This window comes from Paenibacillus sp. FSL H3-0286, from assembly GCF_045040705.1.
Classification (GTDB): Bacteria; Bacillota; Bacilli; order Paenibacillales; family Paenibacillaceae; genus Paenibacillus_AQ; species Paenibacillus_AQ odorifer.
This window is the reverse complement of record NZ_CP150285.1, coordinates 5,751,973-5,770,831: the sequence shown is the minus strand read 5'-3', so window position 1 is coordinate 5,770,831 and position 18,859 is coordinate 5,751,973. Positions and strand designations below refer to the sequence as shown.

The 18,859-nt window shown below is 47.3% G+C and carries 7 protein-coding genes, 1 pseudogene and 1 other annotated feature; of the genes and pseudogenes, 6 read left to right on the top strand and 2 right to left on the bottom strand.

The features are described from left to right. Positions 1-55: 55 nt before the first annotated feature. From MHB37_RS25805 to MHB37_RS25795, 3 genes are all read left to right on the top strand, one after another. A complete protein-coding gene (locus MHB37_RS25805; protein WP_076129208.1) occupies positions 56-1,660 on the top strand; it encodes an extracellular solute-binding protein in 1,605 nt (534 codons plus the stop codon). A gap of 109 nt (positions 1,661-1,769) precedes the next feature. Then, on the top strand, positions 1,770-3,938 hold the full coding sequence (gene bglX / locus MHB37_RS25800) for a beta-glucosidase BglX (protein WP_076129209.1): 2,169 nt from the start codon (positions 1,770-1,772) through the stop codon (positions 3,936-3,938). 46 nt (positions 3,939-3,984) lie between these two features. After that, complete coding sequence (locus tag MHB37_RS25795) at positions 3,985-7,329, top strand: GH36-type glycosyl hydrolase domain-containing protein (RefSeq protein WP_405168672.1); 3,345 nt, start codon at positions 3,985-3,987, stop codon at positions 7,327-7,329. A 61-nt stretch (positions 7,330-7,390) separates the two neighbouring features. Here MHB37_RS25795 and MHB37_RS25790 read toward each other — a convergent pair whose 3' ends face one another. After that, entirely contained in the window at positions 7,391-9,256 is a 1,866-nt protein-coding gene (locus tag MHB37_RS25790; protein WP_076187567.1) for an arginine--tRNA ligase, read from the bottom strand. Positions 9,257-9,296: 40 nt separating this feature from the next. Then, positions 9,297-9,515, bottom strand: a binding site (T-box leader). A 249-nt stretch (positions 9,516-9,764) separates the two neighbouring features. Between MHB37_RS25790 and MHB37_RS25785 the strand changes: the two genes are divergently transcribed. The 3 genes and pseudogenes from MHB37_RS25785 to MHB37_RS25775 all read left to right on the top strand — a co-directional run bounded on the left by MHB37_RS25785 (position 9,765) and on the right by MHB37_RS25775 (position 15,418). Next, on the top strand, positions 9,765-10,124 hold the full coding sequence (locus tag MHB37_RS25785) for a hypothetical protein (RefSeq protein ID WP_036687001.1): 360 nt from the start codon (positions 9,765-9,767) through the stop codon (positions 10,122-10,124). 81 nt (positions 10,125-10,205) lie between these two features. Continuing rightward, positions 10,206-13,251: pseudogene (locus MHB37_RS25780) on the top strand (beta strand repeat-containing protein). A 430-nt stretch (positions 13,252-13,681) separates the two neighbouring features. Beyond that, a complete protein-coding gene (locus MHB37_RS25775; RefSeq protein ID WP_405168671.1) occupies positions 13,682-15,418 on the top strand; it encodes an exosporium glycoprotein BclB-related protein in 1,737 nt (578 codons plus the stop codon). A 73-nt stretch (positions 15,419-15,491) separates the two neighbouring features. Here MHB37_RS25775 and MHB37_RS25770 read toward each other — a convergent pair whose 3' ends face one another. Further along, the gene (locus MHB37_RS25770; protein WP_405168670.1) at positions 15,492-18,836 is read right to left on the bottom strand and encodes an SNF2 helicase associated domain-containing protein; all 3,345 of its coding nucleotides are present in this window, start codon (positions 18,834-18,836) and stop codon (positions 15,492-15,494) included. Between the last annotated feature and the right edge of the window lie 23 nt (positions 18,837-18,859).

The following is an 18,859-nucleotide window of genomic DNA, read 5'->3' as shown; positions in this document are numbered from 1 at the left end:
GTTTATGATTTATCCATATAAAAGAGGGTCAGTCACACAATTTAAGGAGGACAAAATGAATATTTTAAAAAGAAAATCTGTAAAGTCAATCCTTGCCGGTGTTTTATGTCTTACTCCAATCATGTTGGCAGCATGCTCAAGCTCAGACAACAATGCTAATAGCGGAAATTCAGGCAATCCAACAGATGGATATAAAGATGAGTTGAAGATTTCGTTAGCCAGTACCATTAAGACAACAGAATCTGATTTTGATAACGTGTATCATAAATATTTTACGGATAAGTTCAATATTAAATGGGATTACAACTATATTGAATGGGATTCATGGGCTGAGAAGCTTCGCCTATGGATTAACTCTGGTGATCTTCCTGACGTAGCAAGCTGGAACTATGTTCACGGTGATGCGCTTAATTACATTGATCAAGGGCTGCTGTACAAGCTGCCAGATGACTGGAAAGAACGCTGGCCGAATGTGGCAGCCGCTTATAAGTTGACAGGACTTGGCGATGAATTGGAGAAAGCGGTAGGTGGCACTTATGTTCTGCCAAGACCGGTATACTTTGAGAACAAGCCGGCAGATCCGCTCATTAACCAAATCGGAGTAATTGCTCTGCGTTCTGACTGGGCTAAAGCCGTTGGTTTTGAATTGAAGGATGCTTACACTACTACAGAACTGATGGAATTTGCTAGATTGCTTAAAGAGAAAGACCCTGGCAAGGTAGGAGATAAACTCATTCCTATTTCTTATGACATCAACGATGCTTTGACTAATATTGTAATGGCTAATAGCGTGCATTCCAGAGTAGAGTCAGCATTCTATAAAGATGCAGATGGCAAATACCAATGGGGTCCAGCCAACGATGAAACGTTAGCGGCACTGAAAGAACTTCAAACTACTTATAAAGAAGGATTACTGCACCCTGAGTTTTATACTTGGAAAAATGGTGAATCTGGCCAAAAGTTCACAGTTAACGGTGTTTCCGGTATTACGAGTCTAGGTGGTTTGGCTTCTTACAGAAAAGACATGGACGTTAAAATGAAAGATAACCTAGGTGTAAATAGTGATGACCTAGTACACACAGCTATTGTACTTGGCGATGACGGTAAATATCGTAACCTTGATCAAGTTAACTTCTGGTCTGCTGTAATCTTCTCGCCAGATATTAGCAAAGAGAAATTTGAACGGATTATGGACTTCATGGAATATACAACAAGTAAAGAAGGTCAATTGACCGTTAACTTGGGCTTTGAAGGAACAGACTGGAAAAAAGGCGAAAATGGCGAATTAATCAGCCTACTCCCTGAAGGAACAACATTGGATAAGAAATATCCGAACCGTTTTGAAGGACTGTATGTCTTGGCGGATGACTTTAGTGTCGTGAACCCTGCGATCAAAAAAGAATATCGCGATCGTTCTGTAGAACTGTTCAAGGAAAAAGCTGAGCTTGCGTTAAAAGACAAAGCAACGGCTGAATATGACTGGGACTACCAGTTGTATGATTCCAAGGCTAAAAATCAGGCTTCCTTTGACTATGCTACAGAATACACTAACCTGATTTTGAAACCAGGCGATCTAGAGGCGAACTGGAAAGAATGGGTTAAGAGCAAACAATCCCTCGTTCAGCCGGTTCTAGATGAACTAAACAATCTAAAAAAATAGCTTTCGCCCTATGCATGTAGGAATGAACCTACAGGACCCGCGTGCAATTCTTGCACACGGGTTTTTCCATTCATAGGCATCGGCAGAATTGAACAATGGAGGATTTGAAATGAATGAGCAGCAACTGACTACCTTGTTGAACCAGATGACGCTTGAAGAAAAGATTGCACAATTGCAGCAGCTAGCCGCTAATTTCTATGAAGGGGCAGAGGATGGAGGACAAATCACTGGCCCTATGGCATCCATGGGAATTACGGACCACATGATCGAGAGCAGCGGCTCTGTACTTGGTCTATCAGGTGCAGCGCAAGTCATTGCGGTTCAGGAAGCCCATTTACGCAAAAATAGATTGGGCATTCCCTTGCTGATGATGGCGGATATTGTGCATGGCTTCAAGACGATTTTTCCGGTCCCGCTGGCAATTGGCTGCTCTTGGGATATGGATCGCGCAGAGCTGAGCGCCGAGATTGCGGCTAAAGAAGCGGCAGTCTCCGGTGTGCACGTTACTTATGCGCCAATGGCGGATCTTGTACGGGACCCACGTTGGGGAAGAGTAATGGAATCTACAGGAGAAGATCCATATTTGAATGGTAGGTTTGCCCGTGCGTTTGTGCGCGGATTTCAAGGAAGCGACTTGACTGGTGATGTAGATCGTCTGGCGGCTTGTATTAAGCACTTTGCTGCCTATGGTCTATCCGAAGGCGGTCGTGATTATAATACGGTGGATTTATCGGAACGGCAGTTGCGTGAATATTATCTGCCGGCCTATCGTGCAGCACTGGATGAAGGTGCAGAGATGGTCATGACTTCATTTAATACGATTGATGGGATTCCGATAAGCGGCAACGTCAAGCTGCTTCGCCAGCTGCTTCGTGAAGAATGGGGATTTGATGGCGTATTGATTTCGGATTGGGGTGCAGTGAAGGAACTGATCCCACATGGTGTCGCTGAGGATGAGGCTGAGGCAGCACTTAAAGCCATCAAAGCTGGTGTAGACATCGAGATGATGACGGCTTGTTACGTTCATCAGCTTCCGGCGCTTGTTGCAGATGGACAAGTAGATGAGAAGATTATTGATGAAGCTGTGCTTCGTATTTTGAAATTGAAGCAAAGATTGGGCTTGTTCGAGCATCCGTTCCGCGGAGCTGACGTCGAGAAAGAGCGTGAGGTAATCTTCTGTGAAGATCATCGAAATGCGGCGCGTGAGTTGGCGGCTAAATCCTGCGTACTGCTCAAGAATGATCAGGTTCTGCCGCTTGCTGCAGAGCAACGGATTGCGCTAATTGGACCGTTTGCTACAAGCGGAGATATTCTTGGACCGTGGTCGTGGTTGGGTTCAACGGAAGAGGCAAGCCGTCTTGCACCAGCACTTCAAGCTCGCGCAGGTGCGGGTAAGATTACTGTTGCAGAAGGTTCTGGAGTCGATAGCTTTACAGAGGAACAGTGGCTGGAGGCGGAAGCGGCTGCTAAGCAAGCTGATGTGATTGTACTGGCGCTTGGTGAACATTCAGAGATGAGTGGAGAAGCGGGCAGCCGTTCAGATATCCGTTTGCCGGAAGCGCAGCTTGAGCTTTTACAACGTCTGAAACAGCTGAATAAGCCTATCGTGGTGGTGTTGTTTAATGGACGTCCACTAGACTTGGCCGGTGTGTACGAGCATGCAGATGCTATTCTGGAAGCTTGGTTCCCGGGCAGTGAAGGCGGAGCGGCAATTGCCAGTCTACTTTATGGAGATGAGAATCCTTCAGGAAGATTAACGATGTCTTTCCCGGTATCCGTTGGGCAGATTCCAGTCTATTACAATCATTTCAACACTGGACGCCCACTTCATGCTCCGGGTGCCGACAAACGTTATGTCTCGCAATACCTGGATATTCCTAATGAGCCGCTTTTGCCATTTGGTTTTGGACTGAGCTATACGTCATTTAGCTATAGTGAACCAATTCTGTCCGGTGAAATTATGACTGAAAATCAGCCTATTGAAATAAAAGTTACGGTGACCAATACTGGAGAAGTAGATGGGGAAGAGGTAGTGCAGCTGTATATCCGAGACATTTCCGGAGAGGTCGTCAGACCAATGAAGGAACTGAAGGATTTTGCCAAAATCAACCTCTCACCAGGGGAAAGTCGTGAAGTGACCTTTACACTTACCGAACAGCAGCTTCGTTACTATCATAGCGATCTAAGCTTTAGCAGCGATCCGGGACGATTTAAATTATTCGTCGGTTCGAACAGCAATGAGGTTAAAGAACGGGATTTTTGCTTAACATTAGCATAAGTAGAATATATACGGCAGTAACGCCGTAATGGAGGAAGTGTATAATATGACTACTAATTTGAATACTAACATCCGTTTAAACGCCGGGGATCTATCCTTCACTTTTACAAACAGCGGGGACTTGTTCCAAGTCCTCTACGAACGGACAATGATCAATCAATTGCTGCCAAGCATTGTGGATGGTTCATTATCCAATCTATATTTGCGAGTGTACAATGATGGAAACATTCAAGCCATTCCTTTGCTGGGCATTCATTCTTCAAGCACTGTACGTAAGGCTGGAAACCGTTTGGTTTGGGAAGGTACTGCGGAAAATATTGAATATCAAGTTATTTTCACCCCTACTGCAGGAGGAGCTTGGTTCTGGGATGTGAAGCTTACTGGACAAAATGCAGAGGTAGATCTCGTGTACGGACAGGATGTAGGGATTGCTGATATCGCTGCTGTCCGCAGTAATGAAGCTTACCTGTCACAGTATATCGATCATGCGGTATTTGAGGATCAATCCAACGGGTACGTTGTTTGCTCTAGACAGAATCAGCCGCAGGGCGGGAAATTCCCATATCTGCAACAGGGTTCACTTACCAAGGCAACAAGCTTCTCAACAGACGGTTTTCAATTCTTTGGACTGTCCTATAAAGAAACCAACCAACCAGAGAGCTTGGGTCGTGAGCAATTAAGTAATGAAATCTATCAATATGAATTCGCATATACTGCGCTGCAATCGGAACGGGTGAAGCTGAGCGGGGAAACACGGTTTGTGTTCTACGGATTGTTTAAGCAAGATCATCCAGAAGCGATCACTGCGCTAGAATTTGCTAATGATATTGCTGCGGCTTGGGATGCTGTTAAAGATTTACCTTTAGAAGCTGAAGCAGCACTTGAACGTTCTTTCTTCTCGAAGGAGCTGGGAGCACCGCTGGCTGCAGATTCGCTGACAGAGAAAGAGATCGGGGTCTTGTTTCCGGTTCGTTATCAGGAGGAGAGAGAAGGAGACACACTACTTTCCTTTTTCACTGAGAATTATGAGCACGTAGTATTAAAAGAGAAAGAAATGCGCGTAGAACGGCCACACGGCCATATCCTGATGAGTGGGGATAACGCTCGACTTAATGATAAGGTCATCACAACAACTTCTTATATGTACGGGATCTTTAACTCCCAAGTGGTAATTGGAAATACCAATTTCAACAAGCTAATGTCCAATCCAAGAAATGCGCTTAACATTCCAAAAGCTTCAGGACAACGCATTTATGTAGAGTGGAACGGTGAATATCGTTTGCTGACCATGCCTTCTCTATTTGAGGTTGGTTTCAACTATGCTCGTTGGTATTACAGAACAGATGGTGAATGCTTCATTATTACGAACTACACCACCGAAGATTCGCCAGAGATATTCCTGAATGTGCGTTCGGAAAGCGGACGAGCTTATCGTTATTTAGTCACTAATCAAATCACTATGAACGTTAATGAATACGAGCTTCCATATCAATCTAAGCAAGAAGGTGGAGCAGTAATCTTCTCGGCTGACAGAAGCGCACTAAGTGCTGGTGAATATCCTGACTTACAGTATAAATTACAGGTACAGGGTGCGGAGTTAACTCTGCAGGATGAAGGTAGACTTGTCTCTCCTGTTCAACAAACTGAAGCGCCGTTAGCAGTTCTGGAGCTGTCTGCCAGCAGTGAATGGACCTTGAATATTCAAGGGCTTCTGGATGGTAAGTCACTTGCTCCAAGAAATCGTTCAGCTGAGGAAGAAATTTCTGCTTATCGCGCGTTTTATGCTGGTGTGATGAATGGCTTCCGCCTGACGCTTGGGGACGGAACAGAAGGTGAACTGTTTAAGGTTAACGCTCTGACTTGGTGGTACACACATAACATGCTGGTTCACTATTCGGTTCCACATGGTTTAGAGCAATATGGTGGCGCTGCTTGGGGAACCCGGGATGTATGTCAGGGACCTGTGGAATATTTCATGGCTACGCAAAAATACGAACAGGTTCGGGAAATTTTGCTGACGCTGTATAGTCATCAATATGAAGATGATGGCAACTGGCCACAGTGGTTCATGTTTGATAAATACACGAAGATACAACAAGAAGAAAGTCATGGAGATATTATTGTATGGCCGCTTAAGGTGCTTGGAGACTACTTGGCAGTAACTCAGGATTACAGCATCTTGGGAGCAACAGTACCGTATACCCGTAAGCACAGCTTTGACTTTACAGAAGAAAAGGCGACGTTGCTGGATCACGCACGGAAGGAAATTGCTTATATTAAGGATCATTTCCTGCATGACACACATCTGTCTTCTTACGGTGATGGAGACTGGGATGATACGCTCCAGCCTGCAAATCCACAGCTGAAGCAGTATATGGTCAGCAGTTGGACAGTGGCACTTACCTATCAGACACTTAATCAGTTCTCAGAGGTACTTCGTTCAGTTGATCAAGCTGAGGCAGAGGAACTGAAGGCGATGGTGGAAGGGATCCGTAAGGATTTCCATACTCATATGCTTCAATCCGAAGTGATTCCTGGCTTCCTGTATATGGAAGACCCTGAGCAAATTAAACTTATGGTGCACCCAAGTGACACAGAAACAGGTATTCAGTACCGTCTGCTGCCTATGACGCGCAGTATGATCAGTGAGCTGCTTACTCCGGAACAGGCCGAAGCACACTATGATGTCATTCAGGATAAACTATTCTGCCCTGACGGTGTGCGTCTGATGAATCGTCCAGCTCAATATGTTGGCGGGGTCAGCACTCATTTCAAACGTGCGGAGCAAGCGGCTAACTTTGGCCGGGAAATTGGACTTCAGTATGTGCATGCACATATCCGTTATGTAGAGGCTATGGCTAAGCTCGGTAAAACCGATCAGGTCTGGAAGGGTCTGGCAGCGATTAATCCGATCGGAATCCGCGATGTGGTGCCAAACGCTGAACTACGTCAAGCTAACTCCTATTTCAGTAGCTCGGATGGTAAATTTAACACCCGTTATGAGGCACAGGAGAATTTCGATAAACTGCGCAATGGTGACGTAGCTGTTAAAGGTGGCTGGAGAATCTATTCCAGCGGTCCTGGGATCTATATGAACCAGTTAATCTCGAATGCACTGGGGATCCGTACGGAAGGTGGAGACTTAATTGTTGACCCTATTCTGCCGGAATCGCTGGATGGAATGCACTTTAGTTTTGAATATGCAGGCACTAAGGTAGACTTTATCTATCACCTTACAGGTCGTGAGATCAGTCAAATTACTATCAACGGTACGGAAGTGCAAACAGAAGGTACACCTAACCGCTATCGTAGTGGTGGTGTTCGCATCAAACGTGCGGACTTTGATCGTCTCAGCACGGAAGCTGGAAATGTGATAGAGATTTATAAGTAACATTATATATAGAAGGGCAATCTCCGCGTTAAGCGCGGAAATTGCCCTTTTTTTGTATCTTCTACATTCGGTTCGGTGTCGGTAACCCAAGCACTTCGAGCACATCTCCCAAGATGTCCTTGAATCTTGAAGTAAGCCAGAGGCGGAATTCGATCGTAGCTGGATCGCCTTTTAGAATCGGACATACAGAATAGAAGTTGTTGAACAGGGTAGCTAAGGTATGTGCGTAAGTGCAGAGCGTATTTGGCGTCAACTCTATACTTGCTGAATGTAATGTCTCCGGCCAGAGGTTTAGCTGTCTTAGCAGCGCAAGCTCTGCTTTTTCCAATTCGGAAGGGAACTGAAGCTGTGCGGCAGCTGTAAGGATTGGGATCGTAGCTTTACTCAAAACGCTTGTCGCACGCGCAAAAGTATACATCAGATAAACTCCGGTATTGCCGGATATTTCGGTAGCCTGTTTGAAATCAAACACGATTTCCGTTCCTAAATTAAACCGTAGCAGATAGTAGCGAATCGCAGCAGTGGCAATCAATCGGCTGGAGAGGCCGTCTTTATCGGAACGTGAGTGCTCAATGTTCTGTTCCATAAGCTCCACCAGATCGCTTACCTTAATCCCGATTCCCTGGCGTCCGGACATAGCATAAGAAGTTTTGCCTTCTGAAATATCTATACCCAGCTCGGCCGCCGAGGCGGGACTAAGAGATACAACACCATAACTCACATGATGGAGTTTGTCTGCTTGCTCGTTATAACCTAGTGCCCCTAAGGCTTGCTTAACCATCTGTTGTGGATATTCCTGTCTGTAATCGATCACATTGATGACTCTGTCCGCGTGCCCATAAGATTCTTGGGTTCCAGTTAATCCAGTTGTCCATAAACCGGACGAGAATTCGCTATAGGAGAAATCTTTGGTCAAAAGACCAAATTTCCAGAGATGATAGGCAATATCTTTGGCTGTATACGTTAAAATCCCATTCGAACGCACCAGCACCTTATCGAGCTGATGCTCCTCTGAATCCGCTCCAATGTTAGCCTCTGTTCCTTGCTTCAGCACCCAGCAGCCTGCGAGTTTACCTTCAGTCTCTTGTACAAAAACGGCTGTCTGCTTCAGTAGCTCAGCTGCGGCTGCCCAAAATCCCTCTTTTAAAATACTGCTCTCCCATACCAGCAAATCATAATAAATCCCAAAATGTTTCATTTCCTCTACATGCTCTCTAACGATGCGTTCAGCTACAAGGTTGCCCAGCCAGGCTTCGTTACCGCCCCCTAGTTCAAGTGAGTGGAGTATATCAGTGCGCTTGTGTGTCATCTCTGGGTTCAGCGCATATTCTTTGTTCACTTTGGCATAAAGATCCCAGCAAAAATCACCGAAACGTTGGTGTTCCCCTTCTAAAGGTATATTTAATAATCCAACAACTGTATCCGCCAGCTGATTGCCGAGATCATCAATGTAGTTATGGACCTCTACGTTATACCCAGTTCTTTTCATAATTCTGACTAGAGTATCGCCGATACAGGCGTTTCTTAGATGACCTACGTGAGCGGCTTTGTTGGGGTTGATAGAAGTGTGCTCGATGATGACTTTTTCGCCAGTGCTGGCAGGCAGTTCAAAGGAATGTTCAGCCCAGCTTTGCCAATTCATATACAAATTGATAAATCCGGGAGCAGCGACTTCAACTTTTTGTAAAAGACCGGCGAAGCGCCCTTGGAATTGAAGTTCTGCTTTCACTAATTCTGCTATGACCATTGGGGATTTTCGTAAAGTTTTGGCTAGCTGCATAGCGATATTGCATGAATAATCACCATGTTCTAGATTTGCTGGCTGTTCGATCAGAATGGCAATGTCCTCTGGATAGTCAGCTCCTAAGGTATTGAATACACGTTGTACACTGTGCTCGATTCCGTCTTTGATGATTTGATTTAACATGGTATACCCTCCTTTGAAAATACAAAAAAGCCCTCGTCTCAAAAGAGACGAGGGCTTTAGCGCTCGCGGTACCACTCTCGTTGCTGAACAAGTTGTTCAGCCACCTTACGGGATAACGGCCTTCAGCCGGGACTTCCTACTAAGGTTCAGAAGTCCATCTCACGGGTGCGCTTCATTAAAGGGATCTGTACCGGCTTACACTCTCCCGGCTCGCTGAGGACTAGATCTCGTTAATTACTCTCCCGCTCATCGATGCTTAATTAATTTTTACCAGTATACCTAATATTTCATAAAAAGCAATAGTGGTTAGCTTCTTAACAATCTTGGTTGCTCTTTGTTGTTAGATTATCAGTTTAGTAGATTATAAATTTGGAAAAAGAAGGCTGTCTTGTTATAGGACTAGCTGTTCCTTTGCACAACAGTCCACACGCTAACTCAAGCCAAGGAATATTACTATACGGAGCCACTAATCTTTCAATTTGTAGTGGAAGGGAGGAGTGAATAAAACATGGCTATTTTTTCTACTGGACCTATAGATAACAGCCCGATCCTAGGGGTCAGACCGTCGCAACTGGTAACCGTAAAAGTAGTTAATCGGGATTCTCTTAATCCTTATAATCTAGTTATTCAAGGTTTCCTTCTTAACGGATCAAGAACGATGTATGTGAATGAAACAGTAAATCTAGCACCTAATCAAGTTTTAACTAAGAACTATTTTGCCGACTTGGACGCATTTGAATTTGTGTTTACAACAGTAGAAGCAGTTGAAGCAGAGGTTGGGATTTCAGTCTGGGGAAAACAGAACTCGGGGGCATTGGTAGATCCTCATCGCATAGTTGCGTGGGAGAAGCAGGCAGTATTAATTTAATAATTATTTTTGTGACACAGTTAACGTTAAAGGAGTGATGAGAAATTGAGTTATTTATCTACCGGACCGATAGACAATAGTATGGTAGGGGGTGTAAGACCTACTCAGCATGTTACTGTCAAAATTGATAACCGAAGTGACATTGATTCATCAATGGCTCTTGTTCAAGGATACTATATGGATGGGACAAGAACTTTATATGTAAGCGAGCTGATAAATGTAGCACCTAATGAAGTTATAACACGTGATTATTATGGCGATTTTGATGCGTTCGAATTTATTTTTACAACTACAAGTCTGGTAGATGATCCGATTCAAATCTCAGTATGGGGAAAAAATAGCGTTGGCCAGATTGTGACTGCCCATCGACTTGTACATGCAGAATTGCTTGGTGTAACGCAAGGAATAACTGGCGCGACCGGCGCGACCGGGGCGACTGGTGCAACGGGAGCGGATGGAGCAACAGGAGCAACGGGAGCGACCGGCGCAGGAGAGACTGGAGCTACTGGTGCAGATGGAGTGACTGGGGCGACTGGTGCAACGGGAGCGGATGGAGCAACTGGAGCGACTGGAGCGACTGGAGCAGGAGAGACTGGGGCAACAGGTGCCGATGGAGTAACTGGGGCGACTGGTGCAACGGGAGCGGATGGAGTAACTGGAGCGACCGGAGCAGGAGAGACTGGAGCTACAGGAGCAGACGGAGTAACTGGGGCGACTGGTGCAACGGGAGCAGACGGAGCAACTGGAGCGACCGGAGCAGGAGAGACAGGTGCAACAGGTGCAGATGGAGTGACTGGTGCAACGGGAGCGGATGGAGCAACGGGTGCAACGGGAGCAGACGGAGCAACCGGGGCGACCGGAGCAGGAGAGACTGGGGCAACAGGAGCAGATGGAGCTACAGGTGCAACAGGAGCAACGGGAGCAGACGGAGCAACGGGAGCGACTGGAGCAGGAGAGACTGGGGCAACGGGAGCGGATGGAGCAACTGGTGCAACGGGAGCAGACGGAGCAACCGGGGCGACCGGAGCAGGAGAGACTGGAGCAGATGGAGCTACAGGTGCAACAGGAGCAACGACCGGAGAGCAGACGGAGGAGCAACGCAACAGGAGCGACTGGAGCAGGAGAGACTGGGGCAACAGGAGCAGATGGAGCTACAGGTGCAACAGGAGCAACGGGTGCTACCGGAGCGACCGGAGCAGGAGAGACTGGGGGGACTGGAGTCGATGGAGCAACTGGGGCGACTGGTGCAACGGGAGCAGACGGAGCAACGGGAGCGACCGGAGCAGGAGAGACTGGAGCTACAGGAGCAAACGGAGCAACTGGGGCGACTGGTGCAACGGGAGCTGACGGAGCAACGGGTGCTACCGGAGCGACCGGAGCAGGAGAGACTGGGGCAACAGGAGCAGATGGAGCTACAGGTGCAACAGGAGCAACGGGAGCAGACGGAGCAACGGGAGCGACTGGGGCAGGAGAGACTGGGGCAACAGGAGCAGATGGAGCTACAGGTGCAACAGGAGCAACGGGTGCTACCGGAGCGACCGGAGCAGGAGAGACTGGAGCTACAGGAGCAAACGGAGCGACTGGAGCGACCGGAGCAACCGGAGCGACTGGAGCAACGGGAGTAGCTGGGGCAACCGGAGCAACGGGTGAAGCTGGAGCGACTGGAGCAACGGGAGTAGCTGGGGCAACCGGAGCAACGGGTGAAGCTGGAGCGACTGGAGCAACGGGAGTAGCTGGGGCAACCGGAGCAACAGGAGTAGCTGGTGTAACCGGAGCAACGGGTGAAACAGGAGTAACCGGAGCGACTGGAGTAGCAGGAGCAACTGGAGCAACAGGAGTAGCTGGTGTAACCGGAGCAACGGGAGTAGCTGGTGTAACCGGAGCAACGGGTGAAACAGGAGCAACTGGAGCAACAGGAGTAGCTGGTGTAACCGGAGCAACGGGAGTAGCTGGTGTAACCGGAGCAACGGGTGAAACAGGAGTGACCGGAGCGACTGGAGTAGCAGGAGCAACGGGAGCAACAGGAGTAGCTGGTGTAACCGGAGCAACGGGTGAAGCTGGAGTGACCGGAGCGACTGGAGTAGCAGGAGCAACGGGTGCAACAGGAGTAGCTGGTGTAACCGGAGCAACGGGTGAAACAGGAGTAACCGGAGCGACTGGAGTAGCAGGAGCAACGGGGGCAACAGGAGTAGCTGGTGTAACCGGAGCAACGGGTGAAACAGGAGTAACCGGAGCGACTGGAGTAGCAGGAGCAACTGGAGCAACAGGAGTAGCTGGTGTAACCGGAGCAACGGGTGAAACAGGGGTGACCGGAGCAACGGGAGTAGCTGGAGCAACGGGAGCGACTGGAGTAGCTGGTGTAACCGGAGCAACGGGAGCAACAGGAGTGACCGGAGTGACTGGAGTAGCTGGAGTGACCGGAGCGACTGGAGTAGCTGGTGTAACGGGGGCAACAGGAGTAGCTGGAGTAACGGGAACAACGGGAGTAACAGGAGCGACTGGAATAGCTGGTGTAACCGGAGCAACAGGAGTAGCTGGTGTAACTGGAGCAACAGGAGTTGGAGTGGCCGGAGCTACCGGAGCAACTGGGCTCACTGGTGCAACAGGTGCAACCGGAGTAACTGGAGCTACAGGTCCGAACATTCAACAAGAAGGGTTTTCTGCTTTCAAGCCCTCATTGGCAATTTCCACATCTACACAATTAACTGGCTGGACTGTGACAACACCTTTTTATGATAGCCCGTCTTTCGACGAAGTTGGCGGAAATTATACCATTCCGACAACTGGTAGATATTCGATTGAAGCGACTATCAATTATTCTACAACTGCCTCACTTTCTATCAGTCTTGGTGCTGGAGTTAATCCGGCTTTCGTAGTTCAGAGAACTTCTCCTACTGCAACAAATCTGGTAAGTGGGTTGTTCCCAGTACTTGATGTGAATGTTGCACTTATATTAGATTTGAGAGCAATTTTGGGAAGTGGTACTGTGACGCTGGCTGGAGAATTTGCATTAACCGCAGGTGATGTGATTGGCTTGTTCTATGTGGCAAATGGTTTGACGGTTCCTTTGAATTTGGGTGGAGCGAACTCAGCAGGTATCGTCTGGTCTGTTCATGAATTAACTTAAGCTTATTTATCTTCAAGTTCAGTGTTTATAACAGGGGTAATTCGGTAGCCGTTAGTGTGGCTCTCGGGTTACCCCCTGTTTTGTTGGCATATGTTATAAGTCGACTGGAATGTTGCTTATTAGATTCTTATTCTATTAAACCAGTACGGATTTTCAGCTTATTTTAATAAATCAAATATGTGTAATAGTAGTTTTTAAATGGATGTCCACACCTTAATTCAAAACAAGAATAATACTATAAAGAGCCAAAAAATATGAACTAATTTTTTAGGCTCATAGATTATCAACTTAGAGTAGGTGGGAGGAATGATTATAGATAAAAACACATTTTATACAAAGCTATTGAGGAGAATCTTGTTCGATTGATTTGATTTTTGAAATTCAAATAATACGAGTATTTTAAAATCTATACAAAATGAGGTGTTGAAAATTGAGTCAACTATCTACTGGTCCCATAGAAAATAATCTGGTAGGGGGTGTAAGACCTACTCAGCTTGTTACTCTTAAAATTGTCAATCAGAGCGATGACACTCCGTCAACAGTTCAAGTCGAAGGTTATTATATGAATGGGACAAGAACTTTATATGTAAGTGAGCTGGTTAATGTAGCTCCTAATCAAGTAATTACTAATGATTATTATGCAAACTTTGATTCATTTGAATTTTTATTCACAACACCAATTATGATTGATGATCCCATTCAAATTTCAGTTTGGGGGAAAAGCAGCACAGGTCAATTAGTGACTGCTCACCGCCTTGTCTACTCTGAATTATATGGAGAAAATATAGGAATTACAGGTGCTACTGGAGCTACTGGAGCTACAGGAAGCGTTGGTGCAACGGGAGCGACAGGTGCTGGCGTAACCGGAGCCACAGGTGCTGGAGTAACGGGAGCGACAGGAAGTGCAGGGGCAACGGGAGCGACAGGAACTGCTGGAGCAACGGGAGCCACAGGTGCTGGAGCTACTGGAGCTACAGGAAGCGTCGGAGCAACGGGAGCAACAGGAAGCACTGGAGCAACGGGAGCGACAGGTGCTGGCGTAACCGGAGCAACAGGAACTGCTGGAGCAACGGGAGCAACAGGAAGCACTGGAGCAACGGGAGCAACAGGAAGCACTGGTGCAACGGGAGCGACAGGTGCTGGCGTAACCGGAGCCACAGGTGCTGGAGCCACGGGAGCGACAGGAACTGCTGGTGTAACGGGAGCGACAGGAAGCACTGGAGCAACGGGAGCGACAGGTGCTGGCGTAACCGGAGCAACAGGAACTGCTGGAGCAACGGGAGCAACAGGAAGCACTGGAGCAACGGGAGCGACAGGTGCTGGCGTAACCGGAGCAACAGGAAGTGCTGGAGCAACGGGAGCGACAGGAACTGCTGGCGTAACGGGAGCGACAGGAAGTGCTGGAGCAACGGGAGCGACAGGTAGTGCTGGAGCAACGGGAGCGACGGGTAGCGCTGGTGTAACTGGAGCGACAGGAACTGCTGGAGTAACGGGAGCGACAGGAAGTGCTGGAGCAACGGGAGCGACGGGTAGCGCTGGTGTAACTGGAGCGACAGGAACTGCTGGTGTAACTGGAGCGACAGGAAGTACTGGAGCAACGGGAGCAACAGGTGCTGGTGTAACTGGAGCAACAGGTGCTACTGGTTCAGGTGCAATTATTCCATATTCTTCTGGTCTTCCAGTAGCAATGACCACTGTATTAGGGGGGCTTTTGAATACTTCAAGTGCAGTTGGTTTTGGTAGCAGTGCAACCAATATCAGTATTACAGGCGGTACTATAGATCTCACCGGAGCGGCTGGAACCTTGCTGAACTTTGCGTTCTCGGTCCCTAGAACTGGAACGATTACGTCTATGGCAGCCTATTTCAGTGCGACAGCTTCCGTTAGTTTAGTGGGGACTACGGTAACAATCACGGCTCAATTATACAGATCTACTACACCTAACAATACCTTCACAGCAGTACCTGGGGCTTTAGTTACGTTAAGTCCTCCGCTTACAGGATTAGTTGCTCTTGGAACTATTAGCAGTGGTAATACCACAGGTTTGAGCATCCCTGTAACTGTGGGAGAACGCTTGTTGTTGGTCTTCACTTCGACGGTCACGGCTGGCATTGACGTTGCAACAACTGTTGCTGGCTATGCTAGTGCAGGAGTTACAATCGCATAATCTGAAGAAAAAGGGATATCCCGATAGCCCTATGGGCTGCAGGATATCCTGATTTTTTCTCCAACGTTGTTATTTAGATCATTAGAATCTCCCGGATGTCTTGCTCTGTGAGGGTAGACAAGCTTTCTTGACCTGGCTGGATGACCTCATCGATCAAGTTCTTTTTCTTCTGCTGCAGCTCATACATCTTGTCCTCTACGGTGCCTTGGGTGACGAGACGAATTACTTGCACTACATTTTTCTGCCCGATACGGTGAGCCCGATCCGCAGCTTGCTGCTCGACGGCAGGGTTCCACCAAAGATCGTAAAGGATTACAGTGTCTGCCCCAGTTAAGTTGAGCCCGGTCCCGCCGGCCTTTAAGGAGATTAAGAAAATATCACGCTCTCCTTCATTAAATTTATTACATAAATCTACTCGTTGAGAAACAGGCGTTTGACCATCTAAATAAAAGTATGGAATGCCCTGATATCCTAGTTCACGCCCAATCAGGCCGAGCATCTCTGTGAATTGTGAGAATACTAACATACGTTTACCCGAACTGCGACATTCTTCTATAATTTCGAGCAGCTGCTCGAATTTAGCAGAGCTTCCCTCATATCCATCGACCAAAAGAGCAGGGTGGCAGCACAACTGGCGCAGACGAGTTAGTCCCGCCAGAACTTTGATCCGATTATTATTGCCGAAGCTATCTTGGGTCAAATGCTTAAGCGCCTCTTTTTTCAAACGGGCGAGATAAGCTACATATAACTTTTTTTGCTCCGGCAGCAGTTCACATGCTTGTACGGATTCGATTTTGTCCGGAAGTTCCTTTAACACATCACTCTTTAAGCGCCGCAGCAAAAAGGGACGCGCCCGCTTCGCAACCGTTTCTCTTGGTAAATCATGAAAAGCTTTTTTGCCTGGAAACAACCCAGGGAACACGGTGCCGAAAATGGACCATAAATCTTCCAACGCATTCTCCACGGGAGTACCCGTAAGTGCAAAACGGTGCCGGGCTTGAAGCGCCATTACAGCTTGGGCTGTCTGTGTAGTATGGTTTTTTATAGTTTGTGCTTCATCGAGAATCAGGGTATGAAAAGACTTTTTAGCATACAGCTGAACATCTCTGCGAAGCAACGGATAAGAAGTGATGATTACATCAGCTTTTGCTGTATTTTTTAAAATCCGCCCGCGCTCAATTAGACTACCGTCTGCAATGACAGCTTTGATCTCTGGCGTGAATTTTTTAAGCTCATTAAGCCAGTTATAAGTGAGAGACGCAGGAGCGACAATTAGGGCAGGCAATCCATTCTGGCGGATCTCTGGAAGTTCTGACAGGAGAAAAGCGATACTTTGCAGCGTTTTGCCTAACCCCATATCATCCGCCAAAATACCACCAAAACGGTAATGGGCCAACGTCTTCAGCCACTGAAACCCATACTGTTGATAATCCCTTAGCACAGGAACCAGACTGTCAGGTATAGGAAAATCAAGATTCTCAGGATTCCGCATGTTCGCAAGTAACCTTTTAAAGGATCTGCCCAGCTTAATGGAGTCACTCTTAGCATCCGTGGAGGTCAAATGTAGCCCGCGAACAACGGGCAGAGAAAATTCCACCCCTTTGATCTCACCTTCCCGGATGCCTATATCATTCATAAAGGTAATGATTTCTTGAAGCTCCTCGCTCTCCAGCGGTAGTAGGGCCCCATCAGGCAAGCGGTAGTATTTGCGTTTTTCCTGCAGGGATTTCAGAACCATAACAATCTCAGCTTCTGGAATCCCGCCCATATCGAATTTAAAATCAAGCCAGTCCGTCTTTTCATTCCAACTAATGCTCACCTTTGGGGGTGTAGTGCTCGTGAACAGTCTTGCTTTGACTGCGGAGGTCGCATAGACCGAAAGCAGCGGTTCCAGCAGCGGAATGGTATGGTACAAAAAATCGTACTCGCCCTCTTCGTCTGTCATAATATATCCGCCTTCAGTTTTAGCGAAGGATTCGTGCTCCATCAGCTCCAGAATGCGGGCTTCTCCCTCCCCGTCTCGCAAAAGAATCAAATTCGTCCCGCGAACATGGGCTTTTTCATCTAAGGGATTGATCACAATGTCACCATATTGGAACTCTAGTCCGGCGAGCAGCCGATCTCTCACACGGTCCAGATAAAGTCTCGCGATAAGCCTATGTTGGACAATCCGATCCGCGATGGAATCGGCGATATGGACGTTGCCTAGCTTTTTCAGACCAGGAATAACCTTGTCCATAAAAGACTCCATTTGCTCGGGGGCAATATCGATACCATTTCGGCGGGAGGAATCCAGCATTTTTTTCATTTCAGCAAGGCGTATGCATTCTTGAGGGGATAGCTTCAGCAACTTACCTTCCGATAGTACTATCCCGTAATCTTCTAAGACCGAAATCTGCTCAAGTCCTTGAATATCCAGATGATATCCATCCTCTTCTGCCTGTTCAAATTCAAAGCTGAGTGGAGGCGCCTCATTAGACACAAGGATGCCTTCGTACAGCACCTCTTCTTGTTGCAAAAATACCGAAGAGCCCTCTGAAAGCGCAGGCTGAAGCGACTCCCAGAAAAAAGGAGGGACGGCCAGCAAACGATCTCCCCCAATACTTCCCCCATAAGGTGAGTAAGGAGTGACGTTATCGCGGTACATTTTTTCATTTAATACAATATCAATCAGCTTCTGTAGAACAACATTGTCTTCCTTCCGAAAGCTGTAAATGGCAGGATCATAGATAAAATGTTTCGAGAACTCAAAGGATTCTCCGCGGTGTACGCTTTCTAGAAATCCCCTTATTTTCTGAACAATATATAGACGTTTTGGACCGACTTTCATTTCTATACCCAGCATGGTGTGGCTGTAACTATAAGTGAACGGCTTGCATGTAAACTCTATATTTAGAGGAAGTCTGTTATCTACAAAAGCCCCCGTACCGCTAGGACGCGGTGTATGGTTGCTGAACATCCCCAGTAGGCTGCTCACGAGCTGTTGATCTCTGGACTTTCCCCCGTTGTCTTGCGCAGTATCTGTAAAAATACGTGGGGTTAGAATCTCAGTATCTTCTATAGAGGACAGGTGCGAAGCTCCGGTAGGCTCTGAACGATCTCGGCCAGTTTTAAGGGCGTCAACGTTGATCAGCACAGCCGCGATATGTTTACAGAATGGCCCCCCATGGGAGTAGGCTGGACAATTACACTCTGCCTGGACATCCCCATCAATATCAATGACCACCATAACTTCATAGTCGATCGCCCCCTGAACGATGGCTTCATATCGAGAGCGGGGCAAATCTGGAATGGAGTCATTGTATTCTTCAACTTCAATTATATCGACACTTTCAGTTTGGTAATAAGCTAATCCTTTTTCAAAAATAGACTTGCCGCACAGCAGTTTGATTACCCGTTCTGATACACTAAAGCCCATAACATAATTCCTTCCTCATAACT